This window comes from Pseudogemmatithrix spongiicola (assembly GCF_030623445.1).
In the GTDB taxonomy this organism is placed as follows: Bacteria; Gemmatimonadota; Gemmatimonadetes; order Gemmatimonadales; family Gemmatimonadaceae; genus Pseudogemmatithrix; species Pseudogemmatithrix spongiicola.
Genome location: NZ_CP130613.1, coordinates 1,888,278 through 1,909,512 on the forward strand (window position 1 = coordinate 1,888,278; position 21,235 = coordinate 1,909,512).

Genomic DNA, 21,235 nt, shown 5'->3' on the forward strand with positions numbered 1-21,235 from the left:
ATCTCGACGCGAATCGCGCGGCGCGCGAGGTCACGCGCGAACCGCCCTCACGCTCCACCACTGGTCTTCGGCGTCCTCAGCGTCGATGCGCCAACCGCCTGCCACCAAGGCCTCGAGCATCCGCTCGCGCTCGTCCCGCAGGATGCCGCTCAGGATGATGACGCCATCGTCGGCGAGCGTCATCGCCATCAGCGGCAGCAGATCAACCAGCACCGACGAGATGATGTTTGCAAGGATGACGCGCACCGGTGCGACGAGCGGCAGGAACACCGCGGCGTCGCCTTCGAGCGCGGCGACGCGATCGCCCACGCCGTTGCGCGCGATGTTCTCTTCGGCGTTGCCGGTGGCATCGGGATCGATCTCGATGGCATAGACACGCGCGGCGCCGAGCTTTGCCGCCGCGATGGCGAGGACCGCCGAACCCGAGCCCAAGTCGGCCACGCTGTCGCCGGCGCGGATCGCGCCCTGCATCAGCCGCACGACGCCGCGCGTGGTCGGGTGTTCGCCGGTGCCGAAGGCCATCGCGGGTTCGATCACGATGGTCGTCGCGGGATCACGGCCCTCGGCGAGCCATGGCGGGCACACGGTCAGGGCGCCGAGTGCATGCGCGGTGATGCGTTCCTTCCACTTCTCGGACCAGTCGGTGTTGTCGAGGGGTTCGAGGGTGGCGTCGAGTGCGGGGTCTGCGCGGCGGACGGCGTTGACGAAGCTTTGCGCGTCGGCGGATTCGGGGAGATGGGTGACGAGTGCGTCTCCGGATTCGTGCAGGCCTTCCGCGCCGGCGGCGAACATGGCGGCGGCGACGGGCTCACGTTTGGAGACGTGAGAGGGGGTGATGGAGCAGCGGGTCCAGAGAGGGGGCACGGGGGGCACGGGGAGGGAGACGGCGGTAGGGGCGGAGATGGAGAGACGGGAATGTGGGAGACGGGGGGCAGACGGGAGGGGGGCGAATGGCTTCGCGATCCTCTCTCAAGCATCTGCCTTGTCCCGTGTGCCCACACTTTCAACTCACAACTCACTACTCGTAACTGCAGTTGGGAGAGCCTCAGCTCACCCCAGCGCTTCCTTCATCTTCGCCCAGAACCCCTTCTCCCGCTTCTCCGGCGGCTTCGCCTGCACCTCATGCAACTTCTCGATCAACTTCGCCTCTTCCTTCGACAGCTTCTGCGGCGTCCATACCTGCACCCGCACGTGCAGGTCACCCGCGCCTGACGCGTTCACGCGAGGCAAGCCGCGCCCGCGCAGCACGAACACTTCCCCGCTCTGCGTGCCCTCGGGGATTCGCAGCGTAAGCGGTCCCGTCACGCCTGGCACCTCGAGGTCGGCGCCGAGCACGGCCTGCGGGTAGGTCACCAACACTTCGCAGTAGAGATCCTCGCCGTCGCGCTCGAAACGATCGTCCTCGAGCACCTCGAACACCACGATCACGTCGCCGCGCGGTCCGCTGCGCACGCCTGCGTTGCCCACGCCGCGCAGGTGCATGTACTGGCCCGAGGCCACACCGGCCGGCACCTTGAGCTCGATCGTGTGCTCGCCGCGCTGGCGGCCTTCGCCGCGGCAGCTCTTGCAGGGCGACGCGATCATCACGCCTTCGCCGCGGCAGGTCGGGCATGGCGCCACCGACACGAACTGCCCGAAGAAGCTCTGCTGCGCGCGGCGCACCTCGCCCTGGCCGTTGCAGGTCGTGCAGCGCGTGGGCTTCGTGCCTTCCTCCGCACCCGTGCCGGTGCAGCGCTCGCAGGGGTCGAGCAACTTCAGCTTGAGCGTCTTCGTCACGCCCGTCGCGACCTCGAGCATGGTGAGCTGGAGATCCACCTTTACGTCCGCGCCGGAGCGCGGGCCGCTCTGCTGCCGGCCGCCCCCACCGCCGCCGCCGAAGATGTCGCCGAGGCCGAAGTCGCGCATGAAGATGTTCAGCGCTTCGGAGAGGTCGACGTGGTGGAAGCCCGCCGCGCCGCCCATCCCGCCCTTCAAGCCGGCCTCGCCGTAGCGATCGTAGGCGGCGCGCTTCTGCGGGTCGCGCAGGACGTCGTAGGCTTCGGTGATCGCCTTGAACTGCTCCTCGGCTGCCTTGGAGCCCCCGTTTCTGTCGGGGTGGTACTTCATGGCGAGCTTGCGGTAGGCCTGCTTGATGTCGTCGTCGCTGGCTTGCTTGGCGACGCCTAAAGTCTTGTAGTAATCGGACATAGCTGCCTGCAATCTAGCGGGGAGACGGGAGAGGGCGGTACGGGCGGAGATGGTGATACGGGAATGGGGAAGATGGGGGGCAGACGTATCACGTGGCCTAGTTTCGGTCCATGCAAACATCGGACCGGGGCGGACTGCCTTTCGTGCAGACGCAGGAGGAATGGGAGAGGGGGCAGCCGGGGGCGATAACCCGAGACTTGCTCTGGAAGCTGCACGTGTATCGTGCGGCGCTCTTCCTGTTGCACGGGGCGGTGGCGGACGCGAAGGAGCTGCGACGGAATAGGCGATACGCAATCGCCGATCAGCTCGTGCGGGCGGCGGGCTCGGTGAGCGCCAACATTGCGGAGGGGTATAGCCGCTCCGGCACGGCCGACCGGGTGCGATTGCTCGACTACGCACTCGGCTCCGCGCGGGAGTGCATCACGTGGTACCAAGCCGCGTCAGACATCCTCCCTCTCCCCGTCCTCGAAGCCCGCCACGAGCTCCTAAGCCGCATCAGAGGAATGACACTCCGACTCATCACGTCCCAGCGCGGAAGGCACGCAGCTCCATTCCGACGCAAAATCGCTGACGGATAGCGAGAAAGGGCCGGGATAGGAAACACGGGGGAGAGACGTCCCACGTCTCCCCCCCGTCTCCCCCATTCCCCTCTCCCCATCCCCGCCCGTACCGCCGTCTCCCCTCTCCCACTCTCAACCGAGCAAATCCGTCACCAAGGACGACGTATGCGAAACAAGCGAAATCACTTTCTCATACGGCATCCGCGTCGGCCCAATCACCCCAATCACCCCAGTCAGCGACCCCGCCCGATACTCGGCCGTCACCAGCGTCAGCCCGCCGAGCAGCGACGTCCCATGCTCATCGCCAATGGAAATCGACACGCCTGGCTGCGCCGTACGCTGCCGCAGCACGCCCGCGAGTGCGCTCCGCGTCTCCGTGAGCGCGATCAGCTGCTTCAGCCGATTGCCCGACGCGAACTCCGGCTTCTCGGCGAGCACTGACGCCTGACCGAGCACGACGGCGTCCTCGTCGGCGGGCACCGCGACGTCAAAGAGCTGCTCCCCTTCCTGCACGAAGATGTTGAGCAACTCCGTCGCCCCTCCCGTCGGCGCGGCATCACGCAACCGCTCACCGAGAGAAGTGCGGATCTCCGCGAGCGAGAGTCCCCCGAGCCGCTCGTTGAGCACCTGCTGCACCTCGGCGATGGCGTTGTCGGCGATCTCGCCGGCAATCTCGATGAAGATCGTCCGCACCGCCCCACCCCGCAGCGTGAGCACGAGGATCAAGCGGTCGCTGCTCATGCGCACGAGCTCGAGCTTGGCGAGCACGGTCTGGTCGAGGCGCGGCCCCAGGGCGACGCCCAACTCCTGCGTGAGCACGCCCAGCGACTGTGCCGCGCGGCGGAGAATCGTCTCGATGGCCGAGCCGCGTTCGCCGATCTGCTCCGCGAGGCGATCGCGCTCCGGGACGGCCAGACTCTGCGCGGGCAGCGGCTGGCCCTGGTGCATCAGGCCGTCTACATAGAAGCGGTATGCCTTGTCGGTGGGGATGCGGCCGGCGGAGGTGTGGGGGTGGTAGAGGAAGCCTTTCTCCTCCAGGTCCGCCATGGTGTTGCGGATGGTCGCGGGCGACACGCCGAGTCCGAAGCGGCGGCTGATCGTGCGGGAGCCGGCCGGTTCGGCGGTCTCGACGTACGACTGAATGACGGCCTCGAGTACTTGCCGCTCGCGCGTATTGAGCTCGCCCATAGGCTTAACTTATGCAATATGAACGACTTGCGGCGCAAGTCCGAGATACGGAACTCGTCAGGGCACTAGTATCCTTCTTACATTGTTTTTACCAGTTATTTGGCGCCCGAAGGTGCGCGCCGCGCGGGCGGTGCTCGTGCGAGCGATAGCACGCGCGCGCGCGGCAGCTAGCTTCAGCGCGTGCCGACAATCACGTACTCCGCATGGGAGCAGTTTCCCGGGTGGTCGGGTGCCCCCGACTGGATTGCCGCACTCGTGCGGCGCCATGCCGCACGCCATGTCCTCGAGATCGGCGCGGGCGCGAATCCGACGTTGCCGCTGGACCGGCTCGCCGACCTCGGCATCGCGCAGTACACCACGAACGATGTGTCCGCCGACGAACTCGCCAAGGCGCCGCCGGGCTACGAGACCCTCTGCGCTGACTTCACGGACCCCGCTCTCGTTCTCGCGCGGCAGTACGACTTCATCTGCAGCCGCATGGTCAACGAGCACGTGCGCGATGGCGAGACCTACTTCCGCAACATCTACCGTGCCCTCACGCCCGGCGGCGTGACGGCCCACGCCTTTTCGACGCTCTACGCCCTGCCCTTTCTCGCGAACCGCCTGATGCCCGAGGCGGTATCGAGTGCGCTACTCAATCTGTTCGCCCCGCGCGACCGCCATCAACACGACAAGTTCCGCGCGTACTACAGTTGGTCGCGCGGCCCAACGGTGCGGCAAATCCGGCGTTTCGAGCGGCTCGGCTTCGAGGTCCTGGAGTACCGCGGCTTCTTCGGGCACCGCTACTACGAACACCGACTCGCGCCGCTCCATCGCGCCGAACTCGCGAAAGAGCGCTGGCTGCTACGGCACCCGATTCCGCAGCTGACCGCGTACGCGACCGTCGTCTTGCGCCGGCCGAGGTAGTCGCCTCACCCGGCGTGCCCGCACCGACCGCGCGATGCCAACCGCGCGATGCCAACCGCGCGATGCCAACCGTGCGATGCCGAACGTGCGGGGCCAACCGAGCGGGGCCAACCGATCGGCCGGTCGCGAGCCGCTCAGATCGCCTGCGCCACGAGCGCGTCCAGCCGCAACCACCCTGTTGGCGTCAGCCGCACGCGGCTCCCGACGAGCGTCGCCCAGCCGGCGGCAACCCATGGCGCCACCTTCGCAACCTCGTCCGGCCGCAGCTCCAGGCCGTCCCTCGTGCGCAGCCCGAGATACCAGCGCTCGGCGGCCGACGATTGCTCGGCGACGACCTCCCGCCCCTCCACCGGGTCCTCGCCCGCCATCGCCTGCCGCTGCCAGGCCGCGTAGGCGGTCGTATTCCAGCGCCGCTCGCGCCCGTCGAACCCGTGGGCGGACGGCCCCAATCCGAGGTACGGGACGCCGGTCCAGTACGCCGAGTTGTGTCGGGCGCGCCGGCCCGGCTTGGCATAGTTGGAGACCTCGTAGTGCTCGAACCCCGCCGCCGTCAGGCGCTCGTGGGCCTCCAAGAACTCCCGTTCGTAGCGCTCCTCAGGCGCCTCCGCGACCTCTCCGCGCGCCGTCCAGCGCCCCAACGGGGTGTGCGATTCCACGGTCAGTCCGTACACCGAAACATGGTCCACGTCCAGGGACACCGCCGCCTCAAGATCGCCTGTCCAGCTTCTATTGAGATGCTCGGGGACGGCGAAGATGAGGTCAACAGACAGCTCGCGGATCCCTACAGCCTTGAGCGTCGCGACCGCTGCCCGCGCGCCCTCGGGGCCGTGCCCGCGATGCATCCAGTCGAGCACGGACGGGTCGAAGGACTGAACCCCGAGCGACACCCGGTTCACCCCGGCTGCCACCCAGCGCTCGGCGGCCTCAGCCGTCACGTCCTCCGGGTTGGCCTCCAGGGTGACTTCGGCGTCGCTGAGGAATGTGGATAAGTCGACGTGATTGGCCCAGCGCGCCAGTCTGTGGATAACTTGTTCCACGCCTGGTCCGCCGAGCTTGGAGGGCGTGCCCCCGCCGAAATAGAGCGACTTCAGAGGCCCATCGGGGTTCCGGATCTGCCGCGTGACCAATTCCGCCATTATGGCGTCTACGTATTCGGAGACCGGCACCTCGCGCCGCACGGCGATCGAGAAGTCGCAGTACGAGCAGCGCCGTCCACAGAAAGGGACGTGCAGGTAGATGTGCTGGTAGTCGGTCACGCTGGGCGCGAGCAGGGGATTACCGGGCCGGATCGAAATCCCTGCAGAGCGGAGGGCCGCTGGCTGTCAGTGTCGCCACCTGACGCCAGACTCGCGCCACAACTGCCACGACGACGGTGGAATCCACCCGTTGAAAATGACTTAAAGTAAATTCTCAAACTATTGTATTTCATGTGCTTATAGAACTCTAGCGAGAATTTACAGAAAGTGCTTTGTGTAAGCGAGCGTGAACCAGATGCGGCAAATATCGCCTATGTTCCGTGCCGGTGCCAGAGGCAGAAATCGCCGAGCTGCTGGGAGTTCTGGCGCTGAGGAGATGGTTGGTCGGAGAGGTTGGGCGGGCGGGAGCAAGCGTGCGCGGTGCTGCCGATCATGGTCCAAGCGAGGCCAGCGCGTAGCCGCCGTCCCCCGCCCTGGCGGCGCCGAGCATCTCGAGTCGCAGCAGTGAGTTCGAAACCTGTCGTATTGACAGAGATGTAACCGCTGCGATGTGCTCGACGGGGGCCGGCTGCAGCTCGAGGGCGGCGAGGATCGCGCGGTCGGCTGGCTCCCAGAGTTCGGTCGCCAGGCGCCGGGCGCGTCCCGGCGCGGCGTCGCCGATGTTGGGAAATGTGGAAAATCCCATGACTACCAACAGATCTTCCACATCCAGAATTAGGTGGGCGCCATCGCGAGCCAGCTGGTTGGAGCCCGCCGCACGGGGGTCGTCCGCCAGTCCGGGGACCGCCCCCACTGACCGACCCAGCTGGGTGGCGACGGCGGCGGTGTTCAGGGCTCCCGACTTGTGCCCTGCCTCGACCACGATGGTCGCGCGGCACAGCCCGGCGATAATCCGGTTGCGGCGTGGGAAGCAGCCTGGGAAGGCTTTGGTTCCGGGCTCAACCTCTGACAACACGGCCCCATTTTCCTGGACAAGCTCGTGTAGCGTCCGGTGCCCTGCAGGGTATGGGACATCCACCCCAGTGCCTTGGACGGCCACCGTACGGCCTCCAGCGCGAACGGCGGCCGCGTGCGCGGCCGCGTCGATGCCGCGGGCGAGTCCGGAGACCACAATCAGCCCCGCGCGGGCCGCCCCGGCCGCCAGCCGCTGGGCCATTCGGATGCCATAGGCTGAGGCCTCGCGGGTCCCCACGATGGCCACGAAGCCCTCCGGGCCGACCTCCAGCACGGAGGGGTCGCCCAGCAACCACAAACCTTTGGGTGGTATCGAAAGCTCGCCCAGTTGGGCGGGCAGCTCCGCGGCGGGACACCACTGGGGGGTCCGCGCCGGGGCGGGAGTCACGCGCGGCGAGGCCTCAGGCCGCGAATCACGGCCACCTCAGGTATTGCCACTCGGCAGCTCCCCCGCCGCCTTCCGAAGCTCGAGCAGCCGGCTCCACCAGGCCGCCTTGAGCTCGTCGAGGCCGATGCGGCCAGCCGCCGAGATCGACCACTTCCCGAACGCCGCCGGTGCCTCGATCTCGGGCACGTAGTCCTCGCCGAGGAGGTCGAGCTTGGTGAAGACGACGCAATGCGGCTTGGCGGCCAGCTCCGGCGAGTAGTTCTGGACCTCCGCCCGCAGCTGGTCGTACTCGGCCTGCCAGTCCATCGCGTCGATGGGGATCATGAAGGCCAGGATGCGCGTGCGCTCGATGTGGCGCAGGAACTGGAGCCCGAGCCCCTTCCCTGTGTGGGCGCCCTCGATGATGCCCGGGATGTCGGCGACCACGAAGGTGCGCGAATCGGAGAGCTGCACGACGCCCAAGTTCGGCGCGAGGGTCGTGAACGGGTAGTCGGCGATCTTGGGCCGCGCCGCGGAGATAACGGAAAGCAGCGTGCTCTTACCCGCGTTCGGCTGCCCCACGAGCCCGATGTCGGCGATGAGCTTGAGCTCGAGCTCCAGCGTCTTCATCTCGCCTTCTTCGCCCGGCTGCCACTCGCGCGGCGCCTGGTGCGTGGCAGTCGCAAAGAAGGCGTTGCCCTTCCCGCCGCGGCCGCCCTTGGCGACGACGAACTCTTGCCCATGCTCGAGGATTTCGCCGAGGCGGATGCCGGTGTCGCGATCGCGGATCACGGTCCCCGGCGGTACCGGAAGCACGACGTCCTTGCCCGAGCGCCCCGTCTTGTTCGATCCCATCCCGTGCTCGCCGCGCTCGGCTTCCCAGTGATCCCGGTAGGTGAAGTCGAGCAGCGTGCTCAGGTTCGCGTCGCCGCGCACGATGATGTCCCCGCCCTTGCCGCCGTCGCCGCCGTCGGGGCCGCCCATGGGGGCGAACTTTTCGCGGCGGAAGGACGTGCAGCCGGAGCCGCCGGTGCCGGCGGTCACGCGGACGGAAACGAGATCGATGAACATGCGCGGAAGCTAATCGAGCGCGCCCCTCTCCCGTATCGTCTTCCCGCTTCCGGTGCGCTTGTCATGCTGGGAGAGGGGAGACGGCGGTACGGGCGGAGGGGGGCCGAGGTGATACGGGAGAGGAGAGACGGTGGGGAGACGGGCGACGTACGTGAGACGTCTACCCCCCATCTCCCCCATTCCCCTCTCTCCATCCCCGCCCGTACCGCCCTCTCCCCTGCCCCTATTTCCCCAGCACTCGAGCAAACAAGAGGCGCGCCCTCAGCAAATGGGCCGCCGGGACCACACCCTCCAGCGCGCCCAGCACCCCAGCAATCTCCTCAGAAGCTGACCCCGCATTCAGCGATCCGTACAGATGCGAGTGCAACTGCCGATCCTGCCCCATCGCCACACACGCCGCCACAATGCACAACTCCCGCAGCCGCAGCTCCATCCCCTGCCGCGACAGGATCTTCCCGTATCCCTCGACAATCATCCACTCGTCGAGCGACGGATGCAGATGCGTGATGTTCTCCCGCAGCTTCTGGTAGAACTTCCCGTAGACGATCTCGCAGGTCTGCTCCCCCTGCGTCCGCCATCTCCAGAGGCTCGGCTCCGGGATATCCTCACGGGCAGGCGCCGGCGAGCCGCTCACTTTGCGCCACTCGCGCATCGCGTTGAGCGAACGCGGGAATCCCGCCATCAGATAGCTCTGGAGGATGCACTCCTCCACCCACGGCGTCGGGACGTCGGCGTCGATGGCCTCTTGGCATGCCGTGCGGATTTCGGGCTCGGAGCCGGCGGCGATCACCGCCGAGAGCCGCACGAGGGCGGCGAGGTCCGCTGGGAGCGCGGGCACCGGCGTCGACCGTTGCGGACTCATGCGCGCAACGCGCTCCGTACCTGCCCCACGGACTCGCCGCGGGTGTTCTTGATCGGCCGCTCTACGAACTCGGCGAGGCGCGACGGCAGCGACTGCGGCAGCACGCTGAGTTGCTGAAGGGCCCGCAGCACGGCCACATGTTGGGCGCGCTGTGCGCCGTCCTCGACCTTCACCGCCAGGCCGATGCCCAACGAAGGCACCGTGACCGTGTGCACGCCCTCGGCGCCGACCTTGGCGATCACGGCGCCCTTGGTCTCCTCGAGCAGCACCGTATCGAAGCGCTCCGTGCCACCGATCAGGTGCGGATGTTTTCTGATGGCAGCGGCAGTGCGCGCCGGCAGCTCTTCGCCCGCATGCACCGCGCGGCCCCAGCGGGCGTAGGCCAAGGCCATGCGGTCCAGCGGCAGGGCCATCACGGCCACGCCGCAGCCATCCACGCCGAGCGGCATGTCGTCGAGCGGCACGCCGGTCCAGGCGGAGACCTCGCCGAGGCAGGCGCGCTGGACGGGGTGATCGGCAGCCTCGTAGCCCACAGTGGCCCAGCCGGCCGTCTTGGCGCGGGCGAGCATGGCGGCGTGCTTGCCGGAACAGTTGTTGTGCAGGCGCGTGGGGATGGCGCCGCTCTCGCGCAGGACTCGGGCGCCGCGCGTGGTCAACGGCTCGTGAGGGCCGCAGGCGAGGTCGCCTTCCTCAAGACCGATGGAGGCCAGCATGCGCTCGGCGATCGCCACATGCTCAGGTTCGCCGCCGTGCGAGGCGCAGGCGAGGGCGAGTTCCTCGTGGCCCCAGCCAAGCTGCTCGAAGCCACCGCTGGCGAGCAGCGGGAGCACCTGGAAGGGCTTGGCGCAGCTGCGCCACATCGTGACCAGGGCCGCGTCGCGGGCGGCGGCGATGAGCACATCGTCCGCGCCGATGACCGCGGCGTGCACGCGGTGCAGCGACTCAACGGTGTCGCCGCGGGTGATCTCGACGTCGAGGTTCAGGGCGAGCATGGTCCGTGCAAGCTAATCGGCGCGCTCGGCGAGCAATGCGGCCACGGCCGCGGCGACCCGCGCGGGGGGTACGTCAACAAGGCAGCGGTTCAACGCGCACGGCGCGTAGTCTCGCCCATCGTAGCAGGGGGCGCAGGGCAGTCCCGCGGCAGCGGAGACGACCGTGACCCGAGCCTGCGGCGCCACGAACGACGCCGGCGGTGTGGGGCCAAACAGCGCGACGGCGGGGGTATCGGTGAGTTGCGCGAGATGCAGCGTGCCCGAGTCGTGCGTGACGATGGCGTCGGCGGCAGCAATGCGATGCAGCAGTTGCTCGACGGAGTCCTGCCCGATCGCATTCTCGGCGCTCGGCACGGCATTAAGCACAGGCGCGGCGTCCTCGGCATCGCTGGGCGCGCCGATCACGCTGAGCCGGTAGCCCTCGGCGTGGAGCTGCGTCGCCAACGCCACCCAATGGGCGAGCGGCCAGCGGCGCAGCGGGTTGTCGCGCAGCACGTTGCGCGCGCCACCGGGGGCGAGTAGGACGTGGCGCGCGCGTGGACGCGCCGGAGGCGCACCGGTCGGCCAAAATAAGGGCGCAAACTGCGCGACCGCGTCTTCGTCCACGAATCGGGCATAGGCGTCGCCATGCCATTGCCCCTTGGGCGCGCCGTCGCGCACCACGCGAACGTCACGGATGCGCGCCCCGCGCAGCAACGCGGCGTACCGCGGGTCTGCGTGCGCCACCAACGCGAGGTCCCACGGCCCGCGACCGATCGCCCGCACGGCACGCAGTGCGGCGATCCAGCGCCGCACGCCGCGCCCCGCGAGCAGCGCATCGGCATCGATGCCGAGGACTTCGTCCACGCCGCGAAAGCGACGCACAAGGGGCACGAGGCCGTGCGCGGTCACCCAGGTGATGTGCGCCTCCGGATGGCGGGCACGGATGGCGCCCAGCATGGTCGAGGCCATGACGGTGTCGCCCATGGCCGCGAGTTTCACGATGAGCGCGCGCATGGGCTCAGGCACGGCGCGCGCGCACCACCGCGAGCAGCGCCTCACGCGTGTTGCGCGTGGGGTCCGCGAGGACGACTTCGAGGAGCTGCTTGAGTACGTCCCCCATGGCCTTGCCGGGGGCGACGCCTTCGCGCTGCAGGTCTTCGCCGTCGATCGCGAGATCGCCGATGCTCAGTGGATCGCGGAAGGCCACCCGCAGGGCACGGCGATACAGCGCGCGGCCGGCATTGGCCTGCACCGCCGTGGCCCCCTCGGCTTTGGCACGGGCCCAGAGGACACGCGCGAGGCTGGGCACCATCAGGCGGCCCACCTTCGCGACCGCGCGCCGGAGGTCCGCGTCACGCAACTCGGTGACTTCGGACCACCGGTGGTCCCCCGCCGCCTCGGCGAGACTGACGGCCGCACGCGCCTCGACATTGCTGAACTTGAGGTCCTTGAGGGTCTTCTCGAGCGTGCGCGGCGGCCTCACCCCGGGCTCCACGAACAGCGCCGCGAGGCGCAGCACGCGCCGCTCGTGGCGCCCCAGCGGGAGATGGTCAATCGCCAGGAAGCGCGCGCGAGGGGCGTCGGCGAGCGCGGGCACCAGCGCCGCGAAGATACCCGCCTCGCGATACCGCTCCAGCGTGACACTGGGGCGAGCGACCTGCTCCATCACCTTCTCCAACTCCTGCTTCACGCGCTCCATCGAGAGGCGGCCCAGGTGTGGCGCGCTGTCCTTGATCGCCTGCCAGGTGGCGGGATCCACCGCGAAGTCGAAGCGGCCCGCGAAGCGCAACGCGCGCAACGCACGCAGGCGATCCTCCTGCATGCGCTGCTGCGCGTCACCCACGCAGCGCACGATGCGGCGCTCGAGGTCCGCGCGACCGTCGAAGGGATCGCGCAGCGCCAGCGTCTCCGCGTGCACCGCGATGGCATTGATGGTGAAGTCACGGCGCGCGAGGTCTTCGTCGAGCGAGGCGCCGAACTTCACGACGGCGTGGCGGCCGTCAGTCTCGACATCGTGGCGAAACGTCGTGACCTCGTGCAGGACGCCGTCGCGGTCGAGCACGCCGACGGTGCCGAACTGGATGCCGACGGGGATGGTGCGCTTGAACAACTGCTGCACCTGTTCCGGACGGGCGCTGGTGGCGATATCCCAGTCGAGCGTCGCAATGCCGAGAAGGGCGTCACGCACCGCACCGCCGACGCACCAGGCTTCGTGGCCGGCGGCTTCGAGGGTGCGCGTGATGGCGCGGACGGCGGCGGGGGGCTGGAGCATCAATTACAAAGGTAGACGGCGCACGAGGGGTGGGCGATTGTCAGTCCTTGCTCGCCCCTCGAGTGCGGGCGCTGACGGCAAGCCCGACCAGCAGGATTGTGCCGCCGAGGAGCGTGCTCGGCGTGGGCAACTCGCGGATACCGGGAAGCAGGGCCGCAATCAGCGCGGCGCCGACGGGCTCGGCGAGCAGCGCGACGCTCACCACGTAGGCCGGGACGTAGCGCAGGGCCCAGTTGAATCCCGTGTGGCCCGCGAGCATAGGGCCGAGGGCGATCAGGGCGAAGATACCGAGCTCGCGTGGGGCATAGGGCCAAAGCGGCGTCGCCGTGAATGCCGCCGCGATCAACAGGGACACGAGGCAGGCCCCGTACACCAGCGCGACGTAGGGCCAGAGCGACAGCCGCTGCCGGAGCGACCGGCCGGCGAGGTAGTAGAGCCCGACGGTCAGCGCTCCGATCACCGCGAGTGTGTTGCCAAGCATCGCTGCGGAGCCAACGGCCTGCCCGCCATCTGCGGGAGCCGTCTCCGACCCAGGGGCGAGCGCGACCAAAGCGGCGCCAAGCAGGGCAATCGCAATGCCCATCAGCTGTGGCCGCGTCGGCCGTTCGTCGAGCCACAGGGCCGAGCCGGCCACGATGACAATGGGATGCAGATTCACCAGCAGCACGCTGGCCGCGATCGTCGTCAGACCAAGCGAAGCGATCCAGCTCCAGAAGTGCAGCGCGAGCAACGCCCCTGCCCCGCCTGCGATGGCCAAATCGCGAGTGCTGAGCCCGCGCCACTCGCGCCAACTGCCGGTCGCGAGCAGCGGCACAGCGAGGATCAACAGGGAGAGCAGGAGTCGCCACACCGCGATTGCCAGCGGCGGGGCACCCGCCAGCCGCGCGAGGGGCCCCGACACCGAGATTCCCGCAGTCGCCAGCGCGATGACGCCGAGGATGCGAGCAGGAGACGGCCGAGCGTGCACCGCGGGAAGTTGCGCGCGCGGCAACTCGGTTACTAGAGGGGCTGGTCGCCCGCGGCGCCCGAAGGGACCGTGCGCGAAGCGGCCAGGTCCCGCAGGGCGTCGCGGGCGACCAGCCAAGCCGGCAGAATACGCTCTCGCATCCCACGCGGCTAACGGCGAACTTTCAGGCATGGCCATGCACCGACTTGATTACGCCCGCCTGAGGCAACTCCTCGACGCCGTCGGTTCGAAGGCGCCGCGAATTGCCGTGCTCGGCGATGCCATGCTCGACCTCTATCTGAAGGGCGATGTGGACCGCATCTCGCCCGAAGCCCCCGTGCCTGTGGTCCGCGTCCGCGAGCGCCGCTACGCGCTCGGCGGTGCGGCCAACGTCGCCCAGAACGTGCTCGCGGTCGGCGCGCGCTGTGAGCTGGTCGCCGCCGTCGGCCGCGATACCGCGGGCGCGCAGCTGCGGGAGATGCTGGCCGATCGCGGTGCCGAACCGCATGGGCTCGTCGATTGCGACCGCCCGACCACGACCAAGACGCGCGTCGTCGCCCGCGGACAGCAAGTGGTGCGTGTGGACGAGGAGATCGACGCGGATCTCTCGGGCGACGAGGTCACGCGTCTCCTCGATGCCGTGGCCCGCGCCGTCGCCGCGGCCGATGCGCTGATCCTCGAGGACTACAACAAGGGGGTGCTCATCCCCGCGGTCATCCGCGCCGCCATCGACGCCGCGCGGGCGAAGCGTATTCCGGTGGTCGTAGATCCCAAGTTCCGCAACTTCTTCGAGTACCGCGGCTGCACCGTGTTCAAGCCTAACCGCCGCGAGTTGGAGAGTGCGCTTGGTGCGGCGGTCGATGTCAGTGCGCCACAGGCGCTCCCCGAGGTGCTCGCGCGCCTCGATGCCGACCATCTGCTCCTGACGCTGAGCGAGCACGGCATGGCTTTGATTTCGCGCGACGGCGGCGTCGAGCGCATCCCCACCTCGGCGCGGGAGGTGTTCGACGTGGTCGGCGCCGGTGATACCGTGACGGCGTACCTCGCGGCCATCCTCGCGGTCGGGGGAACCGCGTTGGAGGCGGCAATCGTTGCCAACTATGCGGCGGGCGTACAGGTCGGCAAGGCGGGGGCCGCCGTGGTGCTGCCCGCCGAAGTAATCGCGGCTGCCGGAGCGTAGCGATCAATAGGCGGCGGAGTCCCTGCGCTGCGCCGTCGACGTCAAGACCTCAACCCCACATGTCATGAAGCAGCTGCTCGTCGCGCTTGCCCTGCTTGCCCCCGCAACAGCGTCCGCACAGTTGGGCGCAGCGTTTGGCCTCAAGTCCGCGAATGGCGAAGAGACAGACCGCGCCAACTCGGACCGGAATGGATTGGAGCTCCGCGTGCTCTACGACGGTGCGTGGAATAACACTTGGGGCTGGCGTGCAGAGCTCGCCGGCGTCCAGATGAAGTACCAGCGCGACATTCCCGGCCTTGATCGCCGGCAGGTGTCTGAGAACGGCGTCGAGGCGGCGGCACTCCTGCGGGGCACGGCGCGCGATGGTGCCTTCAGCGGCTTGTACGCGCTGGGAGGCCCGGTGGCGTCTTACCGCATCAACTGCGGGGCGGAAGGCGGCTTCGTCACCTGTGACGAGACGCCGGACGGACAGGTGGGTTACGTGCTCGGGCTCGGCTTCGAGACGCCGGTCACGGCGCGGCGTGACCTGTTGTTTGAAGTCCGGTATGCGGACCGGATCGTCGCCGGAGCTGGTACGTCCGTCGTGACACTTGGCCTCGGTCTTCGCATCCGGCGCAATTGACGCGGGCACCGAAATGCCAAGCGGGCTCGGAGTCCGAGGACTCCGAGCCCGCTTGCGTTTAGAGCGATGCTAGAGACTAGAGACCCGCGCGGTAAGCCGCGCCCGAGAGGACCCCGCGCACCATCACGAGGCCGCCCGGCACGTTGGCAGGACCGGCGTTCACGGCGTTGTTGTACGCCTGCGTCGCGGCGGCGAGCGTCTGCCCGCTCGGGTTGGCACCAAATGCGACGAGCGCATCCACCAGAGCCCCGGCCTGGTTGTTCGACGAACCGCCGAAGGACTCCACGAGCGCGGAGCGGGCTTCCGGAGACAGTGTTCCACCGCTGAGCGCCGTGTTGAGCGCCTGCGCCGCTGCGGCGGACACCTGCACCGCGCCGCCTGGGCCGTTCACCGTCACGGTCCCGCCGCCGGCGGTTCCACCGCCGACTGCGACGACCGGCACGAAGACAATCATGCTGGTGACGCCAGGACCAGAACCCGGGCCGGGGCCGTCCGTCGTCGTCTGGGCTGCGGTCGGAGCCGCGGACACGGCGGCCAGAAGGCCGGCCGCAACGAGAGTGTTCGAAAGCTTCATGTGTGTGCGCTCCGTGTGATTAGTACTTCCAGGACATACCGGCGCCGAGGCCCAACCGGGCCTTGTCGCCAAACTCACCCGTCAGATCGCTCATCGTCGCCGTCATGACGAGCGGCAGCTTGCCGAAGGGCACCAAGGACAGACCGAGGTTGGTCGTGCCGCCGCTGAAGTCGAAGATCGCCGAGCTCCAGTTGTTCAGTTCGATGGACGACGACAGGAACAGGCCGACGCCGCTCTCGTCATTCTGCTGGGCGCTGGCGAAGCGGAACGAGCCATTGCCGACGCCGATGTTCAGCGAGCCGTTGCGGAAATACGGGCCGTCCTGCTTCACGGAGAAGGTCTTGGTCGCAGCCGCGTAGATAGACGGGTCCGCGTCTGTGCCGCCATTCAGCTCGATGTTGGCCACGCCGAGGCCCACGCCCCAGCCGCGCACGATCTTGTGCGCCTTCAAAGCCGCCGCCGTGCGCGAGCCGAAGCCGCTACGGAAGGTCGAGAGCGAGGTCAGCACAACTTCGAGGCCGACAACCTCGGACGAATTGAAGAAGCCACCACCGACGGACAGCGAGCCGTCAGACTCGCCGGTGCCAGGCGCCTTCGGAGTGAAACCGAAGCCGGCGAACACATCGCCCTGGTTCGGGCCGAAGCCCACCGGCGAGGAAGCCGCGATGCCCGGCGCGCTACGGCCGAACACGGCGGTCGCGAGCTGCTGCTGAGAGGGCACCGGCAGGAGGTACGCATCGCGCCCCTGAGCTTGCACCGCGCTGGGCAGCGCGAGCGTCACAGCGAGCGCGAGAACGGAAGGAACACGAAGGCGCATCTGGAATCTCCGATCGGGGAGCGAGGGGTACGAGCACACGTGTCCCAAAGGGGTTTGGGACGGTTGCACACGCCAAAGGTCGGGTGCGGCACGACGCCTGTCAAGAGCGGAACATCAACACGTTTGTCACTGGCTGCCCTAGGCCTCTTGGCTCTGGACAGGTCGCCCGCACCTCACGTCACAAACCTGCGCAACACGGGGTATTCCGCACTCCACTGACCACTCGTTGTGACGCCGCGCACCAACGACGCATGGGCCCAGCAGGATTCGAACCTGCGCGCGTCGGATTATGAGTCCGCTGCTCTAACCGCTGAGCTATGGGCCCGGGAACAGCAAACTACAAGAAGCGAAGAGCGTAGGGAAAGGCGGTCCCGCTTCCATTTCGGCTAGCGCCCGATACTTTTCCTCGTCTCGGGCGCGTAGCTCAGCTGGTTAGAGCGCTGCTTTCACACAGCAGAGGTCGGGGGTTCGAGTCCCTCCGCGCCCATTCGGTAGCCCCGCGTCGTCGAGCCCTTGTTTGCTCCGATGCCCGTCGCGATTCTTCGCCGGATGCCGCCGTTCTCCGCTACCGCGTCCCGTTCGCACCCGCTCCGAGTCCTCCTGCGCGTGGCGTGTGCCTGCGTCGCGCTCGGTGCACCGGCAGCGCGAGCCTCGGCGCAGGATGCCGTGCGGCCCGCCAGGGGCTGCCTCGCCCCGATGCCCGGCGTCACGCCGTTGGCCGGCGACCTGCCGCTCCATCGGACGTTTGTCCGAGCCGACTCGGCCGCACGCTTCGCGGGCTGCTCGGGCGATGACTTTCGCTTCAGCGGCTGGGAGGCGCGGCTCCTTTCGCGCTCCGGCGTGCCGGATGGCCGCGGATCGGGCGGCGCACCCGCCACCGTCGGCGCCACGCTTCACCTGCGTGCCGGAATCGAACTCCGGCTGGGCGCAGTCCAGCTCCGCGTCGCGCCTGAACTCGTCGCCGCCGGCAACGGGGACTTCCTCACATTCCCCGGGCGCGACGGCGCACGCTCCAGCCTCAGCTCACCGTTCTACACCGGCACTTTCTCCGCCGACCTGCCCTCCCGCCCAGGACTCGAACCGCTGCTGCGCGCCGACTTCGGCGAGAGCGGTATCTGGCTGCTGCGCCCACGTTTCGCGCTCGCCGTCACCACTGCCCTGCCCGACTGGGGCCCGGGCGTTGGCGAGGGCTTGGTGCTCGGGCGCTCCACCGCGGGGCTTCCACGATTCGAGACCGCGACCTGGCGTCGCGTCGGACCCGGCCTGGTTCGTGCCCGATGGTTCGCCGGCACGGCCGTGGAGAGCCGTTTCTTCGATCGCGCGCCGGACAACAACCAGCGCAGCGTGGCTGGCATGCGCCTCACCTATGAACAGTCCGGCTGGACCATCGGCGTCTCGCGCAACGTGATGCGAGCGCGCGGCGGCCTCACGCTTGCGCGCGCACTCAGCCCGCTCGCGCGCGTGCCCGCCGACTCGAGCATCGACTTGCTCGCCGCTGACCTCCTCTTTGCGGATCCGGCCTCGGGGACCCTCGCGTGGTTCGAAGGCCTGCGACAGATCCCGCTGCGGTCCTTCCGCGACTTCACGCTCATGCCCACCGAAGGGCTCGCCTTCCGCGTGGGCGCGTCACAGCGCATCGCACAGACGGACGCGGCGCGCTGGATCCTCGGCGCGGAAGCCGTACGCCTCGACCAGCCGCCACAGCGCGCGGGGCGTACGCCGCAGGACCTCTATACGCATCCCGTCGTCGTGCACGGATGGACGCATCGAGGCCAGCCACTGGGCTCGGGCCTCGGGCCAGGCGGACAGCGTCAGTTCCTGTCGCTCGACCGCGAGGGCCGGACCTGGCGCCTCGGCGGATTCCTCGAGCGCGTACGCTGGAACGACGACGCGATGTACCGCGAGTTCCTCGCCTACCAGAATCGGCACGACGTCACGTTGCAGTTCGGCCTACGCGGCGGACGACGGCTCGCGAGCGGGCAGCAGTTCGACGTTGCGCTGTCCGCTGGCCAGCGCCTCAACTACCTGTTCCAGAACGATCTCTATCTCGCCGGCTATCGCACCGACGATGTGCGCTTCGCCCAGCTGACGCTGAGTCTCCGCCCATGAGCCGCCCTTTCATTTCGGTCTGCATCCCGGCGTATAACCGTGCGGCGCTGCTGCCGCAGGTGCTCGACTCCATCGTCGCGCAGGACTTCACCGACTGGGAGTGCGTGGTCGCCGAGGATGTGTCGCGCGAACGCGAGGAGATCCGCGCGGTGGTCGAGCGCTACGCCGCGGCGCATCCGGGCAAGTTCCGCCTGCACCTCAATCCGCAGACCTTGGGCTACGACGGCAACTTCCGGAAGCTCGTCGAGCTCGCGCGTGGGCAGTACGTGTTCATCCTCGGCAACGACGACTTCGTGGCCGAGGGCGCTTTGCGCGCCGTCCATGCAGGCGTGCAGCGGCACGGCGAGGTGGGCGCGGTGCTGCGCTCGTACACGTTCTTCGTCGGCGACCCGTCGAACACGGTGCAGGTCAGCCGCTACTATCCCACCGAGCGCGTATTTCCGGCCGGGCGCAGTGCGATCCTCGCCTGCTACCGGCGCTTCGTGAGCGTGAGCGGTGTGGTGTTCCACCGCGACGCGGCGGCCGCGGCGGCCACGGCGGAGTGGGACGGCTTGCTGTTCTATCAGCAATGGCTCGTGGGCGCCGTGCTCGCCAAGAAACCCCTGCTCTTCCTGCCCGAGATCCTCGCGCACTTCCGACGCGGCGGTACGCCGGAGTTCGGCACGGCGGCGGCCGAGCAAGGCCGCTTCACGCCCGGCGTGCAGCCCTTGGATACACACCTCAAGTTGGTGGAAGCGCTGTTCACGATCGCGGACGGCGTCGAACGCGAGACGGGCTTGACGGGCATTGCCGAAGACATCCGCGTCGACTTCGGTCGCTACTCGTACCCGACGCTGCGCGAGTTCGCCGGGAGATCGCGTCCCGAGCTGTGGCGTGCGTATCGCGCGTTCAGCCGACTGGGCCTGAACGCCTCGCCCTGGTATCACATGTGGTTCGCGGCGCTGATGCTGATCGGTGTGCGAGGCATGGAAGCGCTCGCGCAAGTTGTGCGGCGTGTGCTCGGGCACACGCCGAACTTCACCGCAGCGGTGCGCTGAGCTCCCAGAGCAGCGGCAGGAGCAGGACCAGCGTCACAGCACCCCATCGCAGCGCCTCGCCCGCTGGCAAGCCGATGCGCCGCACGCCCATTGCCGTCATGATGGCGGCGTCGATCAGCATGCGCGCGCCCCATGCCGCCGCCGCGCCCGCGGCGCCGAACTTCCACACCGCGACGGCAAGCAGCACCAGGAACACCGGAAGCTCGAACAAGTGCAGGCGCGCCGCCGCGCGCGCTTCCCCGCCGGCCTGCAGTCCTGCGTAGGCGACTTGGGCGATGCAGTTGGCAAAGACCGTCGCGACGAACCACTGGAACACCGGCACCGCGTCGGGCGCGAACGCAGCGTTCAGCCACCAGCGCAGGATCGGCTCGGCGGCCATAACGAGCGCAAGGGCTGGCAGCGCGAGGATGGCGCCAGTCGCCCGCGTCGCGCGAGTCAGAAGACGCACGCTTTCCGCGCGATCGGCACGCGCGAAGGCGGCGGCCAACGCGGGCGCGAGTACAGGGCCGAGCGCTGCGGGGAACAGCCAGAGACGCATCGCGCCGTCGCCCACCGCCACATACCAACCCACGGTCGCAATCGGCGCGACCAAGGGCACGAGCAAGCGGTCGAGCGTCGTCAGCAGCGGCGTGAGCACGCCGCTCAACGTGATCCACGAGCCGGCCTGCCACAGGGCGCGGTAGGGCGAAGTCGGCGCCGCCTGTTCGACGGCGGCCGCATGCGCGGCCAGTGGTTCGGCGGTCTGCGCAGCCGCAGTGGAGCTTGCCAGGCGCCGCGCGTCGTCGCGCGCGATGAGCAGCCATTGCCCGGCCCAGTACAGCGCGCGGCCTGCGACGATCACCAGGGCCAAGTGCGACACGTCGCACGTGAACAGCGCCGCCAGCCAGGGCCCACCCCAGGTGACCACGCCCAACGGGATGCGAAACACGTTCACGGCGCCGAAGCGCAGTTCTCCCTCGAGCGCCGCTCGCAGCACAATGCCGTGCACGACCAGCGGCAGTGCGAGCGCCAACCAGCGCAGCGTACGCACGCCCTCGTCCACCAGATCCGGCGGCAACTTGAGTTGCGACGTGGCGATGGCCGGCGCGAGCAGCACGCCAAGCAACGCAATTGGCGCGCCGAAGGCCCAACTGAGTCGCCCCGCCGCACTGACGAGCGGCGCGATCTCCGCCGCCCGTCCACGCGCCCCGCGATCGGCCACAAGCAGGCTCACCGCACGTCCCAAGCCGAGATCGAGGATCGCGAAGGCCGAGACAGCCGCCCAGGTCAGCGATAACAGGCCGAAGCGCTCCGGTCCCAAGCGCCCTGCGAGCGCGGGCACCGCGGCCAAGCCGAGCGCCGCGGGCAGCAGCCAGCCCAGTCCATTGAGGACTACATGCCGCTGCAGGCGAGCGTGCGTGCTCACGCGGCCCG

General features: G+C 68.7%; 20 protein-coding genes and 2 tRNA genes. 7 read left to right on the top strand and 15 right to left on the bottom strand.

Annotated elements, in window-relative coordinates:
* Positions 1-30: 30 nt before the first annotated feature.
* Entirely contained in the window at positions 31-792 is a 762-nt protein-coding gene (locus Strain318_RS08665; RefSeq protein WP_367885309.1) for a 50S ribosomal protein L11 methyltransferase, read from the bottom strand.
* Between the two features lie 258 nt (positions 793-1,050).
* Positions 1,051-2,187 carry a molecular chaperone DnaJ gene (gene dnaJ / locus Strain318_RS08670; protein WP_367885310.1) on the bottom strand — a complete coding sequence of 379 codons (1,137 nt, stop codon included), beginning with the start codon at positions 2,185-2,187 and terminating at the stop codon, positions 1,051-1,053.
* 110 nt (positions 2,188-2,297) lie between these two features.
* Here dnaJ and Strain318_RS08675 point away from each other — a divergent pair, with 110 nt between their 5' ends.
* A complete protein-coding gene (locus tag Strain318_RS08675) occupies positions 2,298-2,765 on the top strand; it encodes a four helix bundle protein (protein ID WP_367885311.1) in 468 nt (155 codons plus the stop codon).
* A 114-nt stretch (positions 2,766-2,879) separates the two neighbouring features.
* Here Strain318_RS08675 and hrcA read toward each other — a convergent pair whose 3' ends face one another.
* Entirely contained in the window at positions 2,880-3,935 is a 1,056-nt protein-coding gene (hrcA, locus tag Strain318_RS08680; RefSeq protein WP_367885312.1) for a heat-inducible transcriptional repressor HrcA, read from the bottom strand.
* A 180-nt stretch (positions 3,936-4,115) separates the two neighbouring features.
* Here hrcA and Strain318_RS08685 point away from each other — a divergent pair, with 180 nt between their 5' ends.
* Positions 4,116-4,841: a class I SAM-dependent methyltransferase gene (locus Strain318_RS08685; protein WP_367885313.1), complete on the top strand. Its 726-nt coding sequence runs from the start codon at positions 4,116-4,118 to the stop codon at positions 4,839-4,841.
* 134 nt (positions 4,842-4,975) lie between these two features.
* Here Strain318_RS08685 and hemW read toward each other — a convergent pair whose 3' ends face one another.
* The 8 genes from hemW to Strain318_RS08725 form a co-directional block, all read right to left on the bottom strand.
* Positions 4,976-6,097 (bottom strand): radical SAM family heme chaperone HemW, encoded by a 1,122-nt coding sequence (hemW, locus tag Strain318_RS08690; RefSeq protein ID WP_367885314.1) that lies wholly within the window; start codon positions 6,095-6,097, stop codon positions 4,976-4,978.
* Positions 6,098-6,467: 370 nt separating this feature from the next.
* Positions 6,468-7,379 carry a DNA-processing protein DprA gene (gene dprA / locus Strain318_RS08695; protein WP_367885315.1) on the bottom strand — a complete coding sequence of 304 codons (912 nt, stop codon included), beginning with the start codon at positions 7,377-7,379 and terminating at the stop codon, positions 6,468-6,470.
* 36 nt (positions 7,380-7,415) lie between these two features.
* Complete coding sequence (gene obgE / locus Strain318_RS08700) at positions 7,416-8,429, bottom strand: GTPase ObgE (RefSeq protein WP_367885316.1); 1,014 nt, start codon at positions 8,427-8,429, stop codon at positions 7,416-7,418.
* A gap of 223 nt (positions 8,430-8,652) precedes the next feature.
* On the bottom strand, positions 8,653-9,291 hold the full coding sequence (locus tag Strain318_RS08705) for a carboxymuconolactone decarboxylase family protein (RefSeq protein ID WP_367885317.1): 639 nt from the start codon (positions 9,289-9,291) through the stop codon (positions 8,653-8,655).
* Positions 9,288-10,283 carry an asparaginase gene (locus Strain318_RS08710; RefSeq protein ID WP_367885318.1) on the bottom strand — a complete coding sequence of 332 codons (996 nt, stop codon included), beginning with the start codon at positions 10,281-10,283 and terminating at the stop codon, positions 9,288-9,290. Before Strain318_RS08710 ends, Strain318_RS08705 begins: the two co-directional genes overlap by 4 nt.
* A 12-nt stretch (positions 10,284-10,295) precedes the next feature.
* The gene (locus Strain318_RS08715) at positions 10,296-11,279 is read right to left on the bottom strand and encodes a glycosyltransferase family 9 protein (RefSeq protein WP_367885319.1); all 984 of its coding nucleotides are present in this window, start codon (positions 11,277-11,279) and stop codon (positions 10,296-10,298) included.
* Positions 11,280-11,283: 4 nt separating this feature from the next.
* Complete coding sequence (locus Strain318_RS08720) at positions 11,284-12,537, bottom strand: CCA tRNA nucleotidyltransferase (RefSeq protein WP_367885320.1); 1,254 nt, start codon at positions 12,535-12,537, stop codon at positions 11,284-11,286.
* Between the two features lie 40 nt (positions 12,538-12,577).
* Positions 12,578-13,504, bottom strand: coding sequence for a DMT family transporter (locus tag Strain318_RS08725; RefSeq protein ID WP_367885321.1), 927 nt, complete (start codon positions 13,502-13,504; stop codon positions 12,578-12,580).
* Between the two features lie 169 nt (positions 13,505-13,673).
* Here Strain318_RS08725 and Strain318_RS08730 point away from each other — a divergent pair, with 169 nt between their 5' ends.
* Both Strain318_RS08730 and Strain318_RS08735 read left to right on the top strand, forming a co-directional pair.
* Positions 13,674-14,663, top strand: coding sequence for a bifunctional heptose 7-phosphate kinase/heptose 1-phosphate adenyltransferase (locus Strain318_RS08730; protein ID WP_367887944.1), 990 nt, complete (start codon positions 13,674-13,676; stop codon positions 14,661-14,663).
* A 64-nt stretch (positions 14,664-14,727) separates the two neighbouring features.
* Entirely contained in the window at positions 14,728-15,285 is a 558-nt protein-coding gene (locus Strain318_RS08735; protein WP_367885323.1) for a hypothetical protein, read from the top strand.
* Between the two features lie 76 nt (positions 15,286-15,361).
* Here Strain318_RS08735 and Strain318_RS08740 read toward each other — a convergent pair whose 3' ends face one another.
* The 3 genes from Strain318_RS08740 to Strain318_RS08750 form a co-directional block, all read right to left on the bottom strand.
* Complete coding sequence (locus Strain318_RS08740) at positions 15,362-15,859, bottom strand: hypothetical protein (protein ID WP_367885324.1); 498 nt, start codon at positions 15,857-15,859, stop codon at positions 15,362-15,364.
* A 19-nt stretch (positions 15,860-15,878) separates the two neighbouring features.
* Entirely contained in the window at positions 15,879-16,640 is a 762-nt protein-coding gene (locus tag Strain318_RS08745; RefSeq protein ID WP_367885325.1) for a hypothetical protein, read from the bottom strand.
* A gap of 288 nt (positions 16,641-16,928) precedes the next feature.
* Positions 16,929-17,001 (bottom strand) — tRNA-Ile (locus Strain318_RS08750).
* Between the two features lie 88 nt (positions 17,002-17,089).
* Here Strain318_RS08750 and Strain318_RS08755 point away from each other — a divergent pair.
* The 3 genes from Strain318_RS08755 to Strain318_RS08765 all read left to right on the top strand — a co-directional run bounded on the left by Strain318_RS08755 (position 17,090) and on the right by Strain318_RS08765 (position 19,822).
* Positions 17,090-17,163, top strand: a tRNA-Val gene (locus tag Strain318_RS08755).
* Between the two features lie 179 nt (positions 17,164-17,342).
* Positions 17,343-18,785, top strand: a complete 1,443-nt coding sequence (locus Strain318_RS08760) for a hypothetical protein (RefSeq protein ID WP_367885326.1) — start codon at positions 17,343-17,345, stop codon at positions 18,783-18,785.
* Positions 18,782-19,822 carry a glycosyltransferase family 2 protein gene (locus Strain318_RS08765; protein ID WP_367885327.1) on the top strand — a complete coding sequence of 347 codons (1,041 nt, stop codon included), beginning with the start codon at positions 18,782-18,784 and terminating at the stop codon, positions 19,820-19,822. Before Strain318_RS08760 ends, Strain318_RS08765 begins: the two co-directional genes overlap by 4 nt.
* On the opposite strand, the gene Strain318_RS08770 is transcribed toward Strain318_RS08765, so the two are convergent.
* Positions 19,803-21,227, bottom strand: coding sequence for an MATE family efflux transporter (locus Strain318_RS08770; RefSeq protein WP_367885328.1), 1,425 nt, complete (start codon positions 21,225-21,227; stop codon positions 19,803-19,805). The two genes, Strain318_RS08765 and Strain318_RS08770, sit on opposite strands and share 20 nt — an antisense overlap.
* Positions 21,228-21,235 lie beyond the last annotated feature (8 nt).

Coding starts and splice junctions, on each gene's coding strand:
- Strain318_RS08705 (WP_367885317.1), bottom strand. CDS start 9,291: ATGAGTCCGCAACGGTCGACGCCGGTGCCCGCGCTCCCAGCGGACCTC.
- Strain318_RS08715 (WP_367885319.1), bottom strand. CDS start 11,279: ATGCGCGCGCTCATCGTGAAACTCGCGGCCATGGGCGACACCGTCATG.
- Strain318_RS08675 (WP_367885311.1), top strand. CDS start 2,298: ATGCAAACATCGGACCGGGGCGGACTGCCTTTCGTGCAGACGCAGGAG.
- obgE (WP_367885316.1), bottom strand. CDS start 8,429: ATGTTCATCGATCTCGTTTCCGTCCGCGTGACCGCCGGCACCGGCGGC.
- dnaJ (WP_367885310.1), bottom strand. CDS start 2,187: ATGTCCGATTACTACAAGACTTTAGGCGTCGCCAAGCAAGCCAGCGAC.
- Strain318_RS08720 (WP_367885320.1), bottom strand. CDS start 12,537: ATGCTCCAGCCCCCCGCCGCCGTCCGCGCCATCACGCGCACCCTCGAA.
- Strain318_RS08665 (WP_367885309.1), bottom strand. CDS start 792: ATGTTCGCCGCCGGCGCGGAAGGCCTGCACGAATCCGGAGACGCACTC.
- hrcA (WP_367885312.1), bottom strand. CDS start 3,935: ATGGGCGAGCTCAATACGCGCGAGCGGCAAGTACTCGAGGCCGTCATT.
- Strain318_RS08735 (WP_367885323.1), top strand. CDS start 14,728: ATGAAGCAGCTGCTCGTCGCGCTTGCCCTGCTTGCCCCCGCAACAGCG.
- Strain318_RS08765 (WP_367885327.1), top strand. CDS start 18,782: ATGAGCCGCCCTTTCATTTCGGTCTGCATCCCGGCGTATAACCGTGCG.
- Strain318_RS08730 (WP_367887944.1), top strand. CDS start 13,674: ATGGCCATGCACCGACTTGATTACGCCCGCCTGAGGCAACTCCTCGAC.
- Strain318_RS08710 (WP_367885318.1), bottom strand. CDS start 10,283: ATGCTCGCCCTGAACCTCGACGTCGAGATCACCCGCGGCGACACCGTT.
- Strain318_RS08740 (WP_367885324.1), bottom strand. CDS start 15,859: ATGAAGCTTTCGAACACTCTCGTTGCGGCCGGCCTTCTGGCCGCCGTG.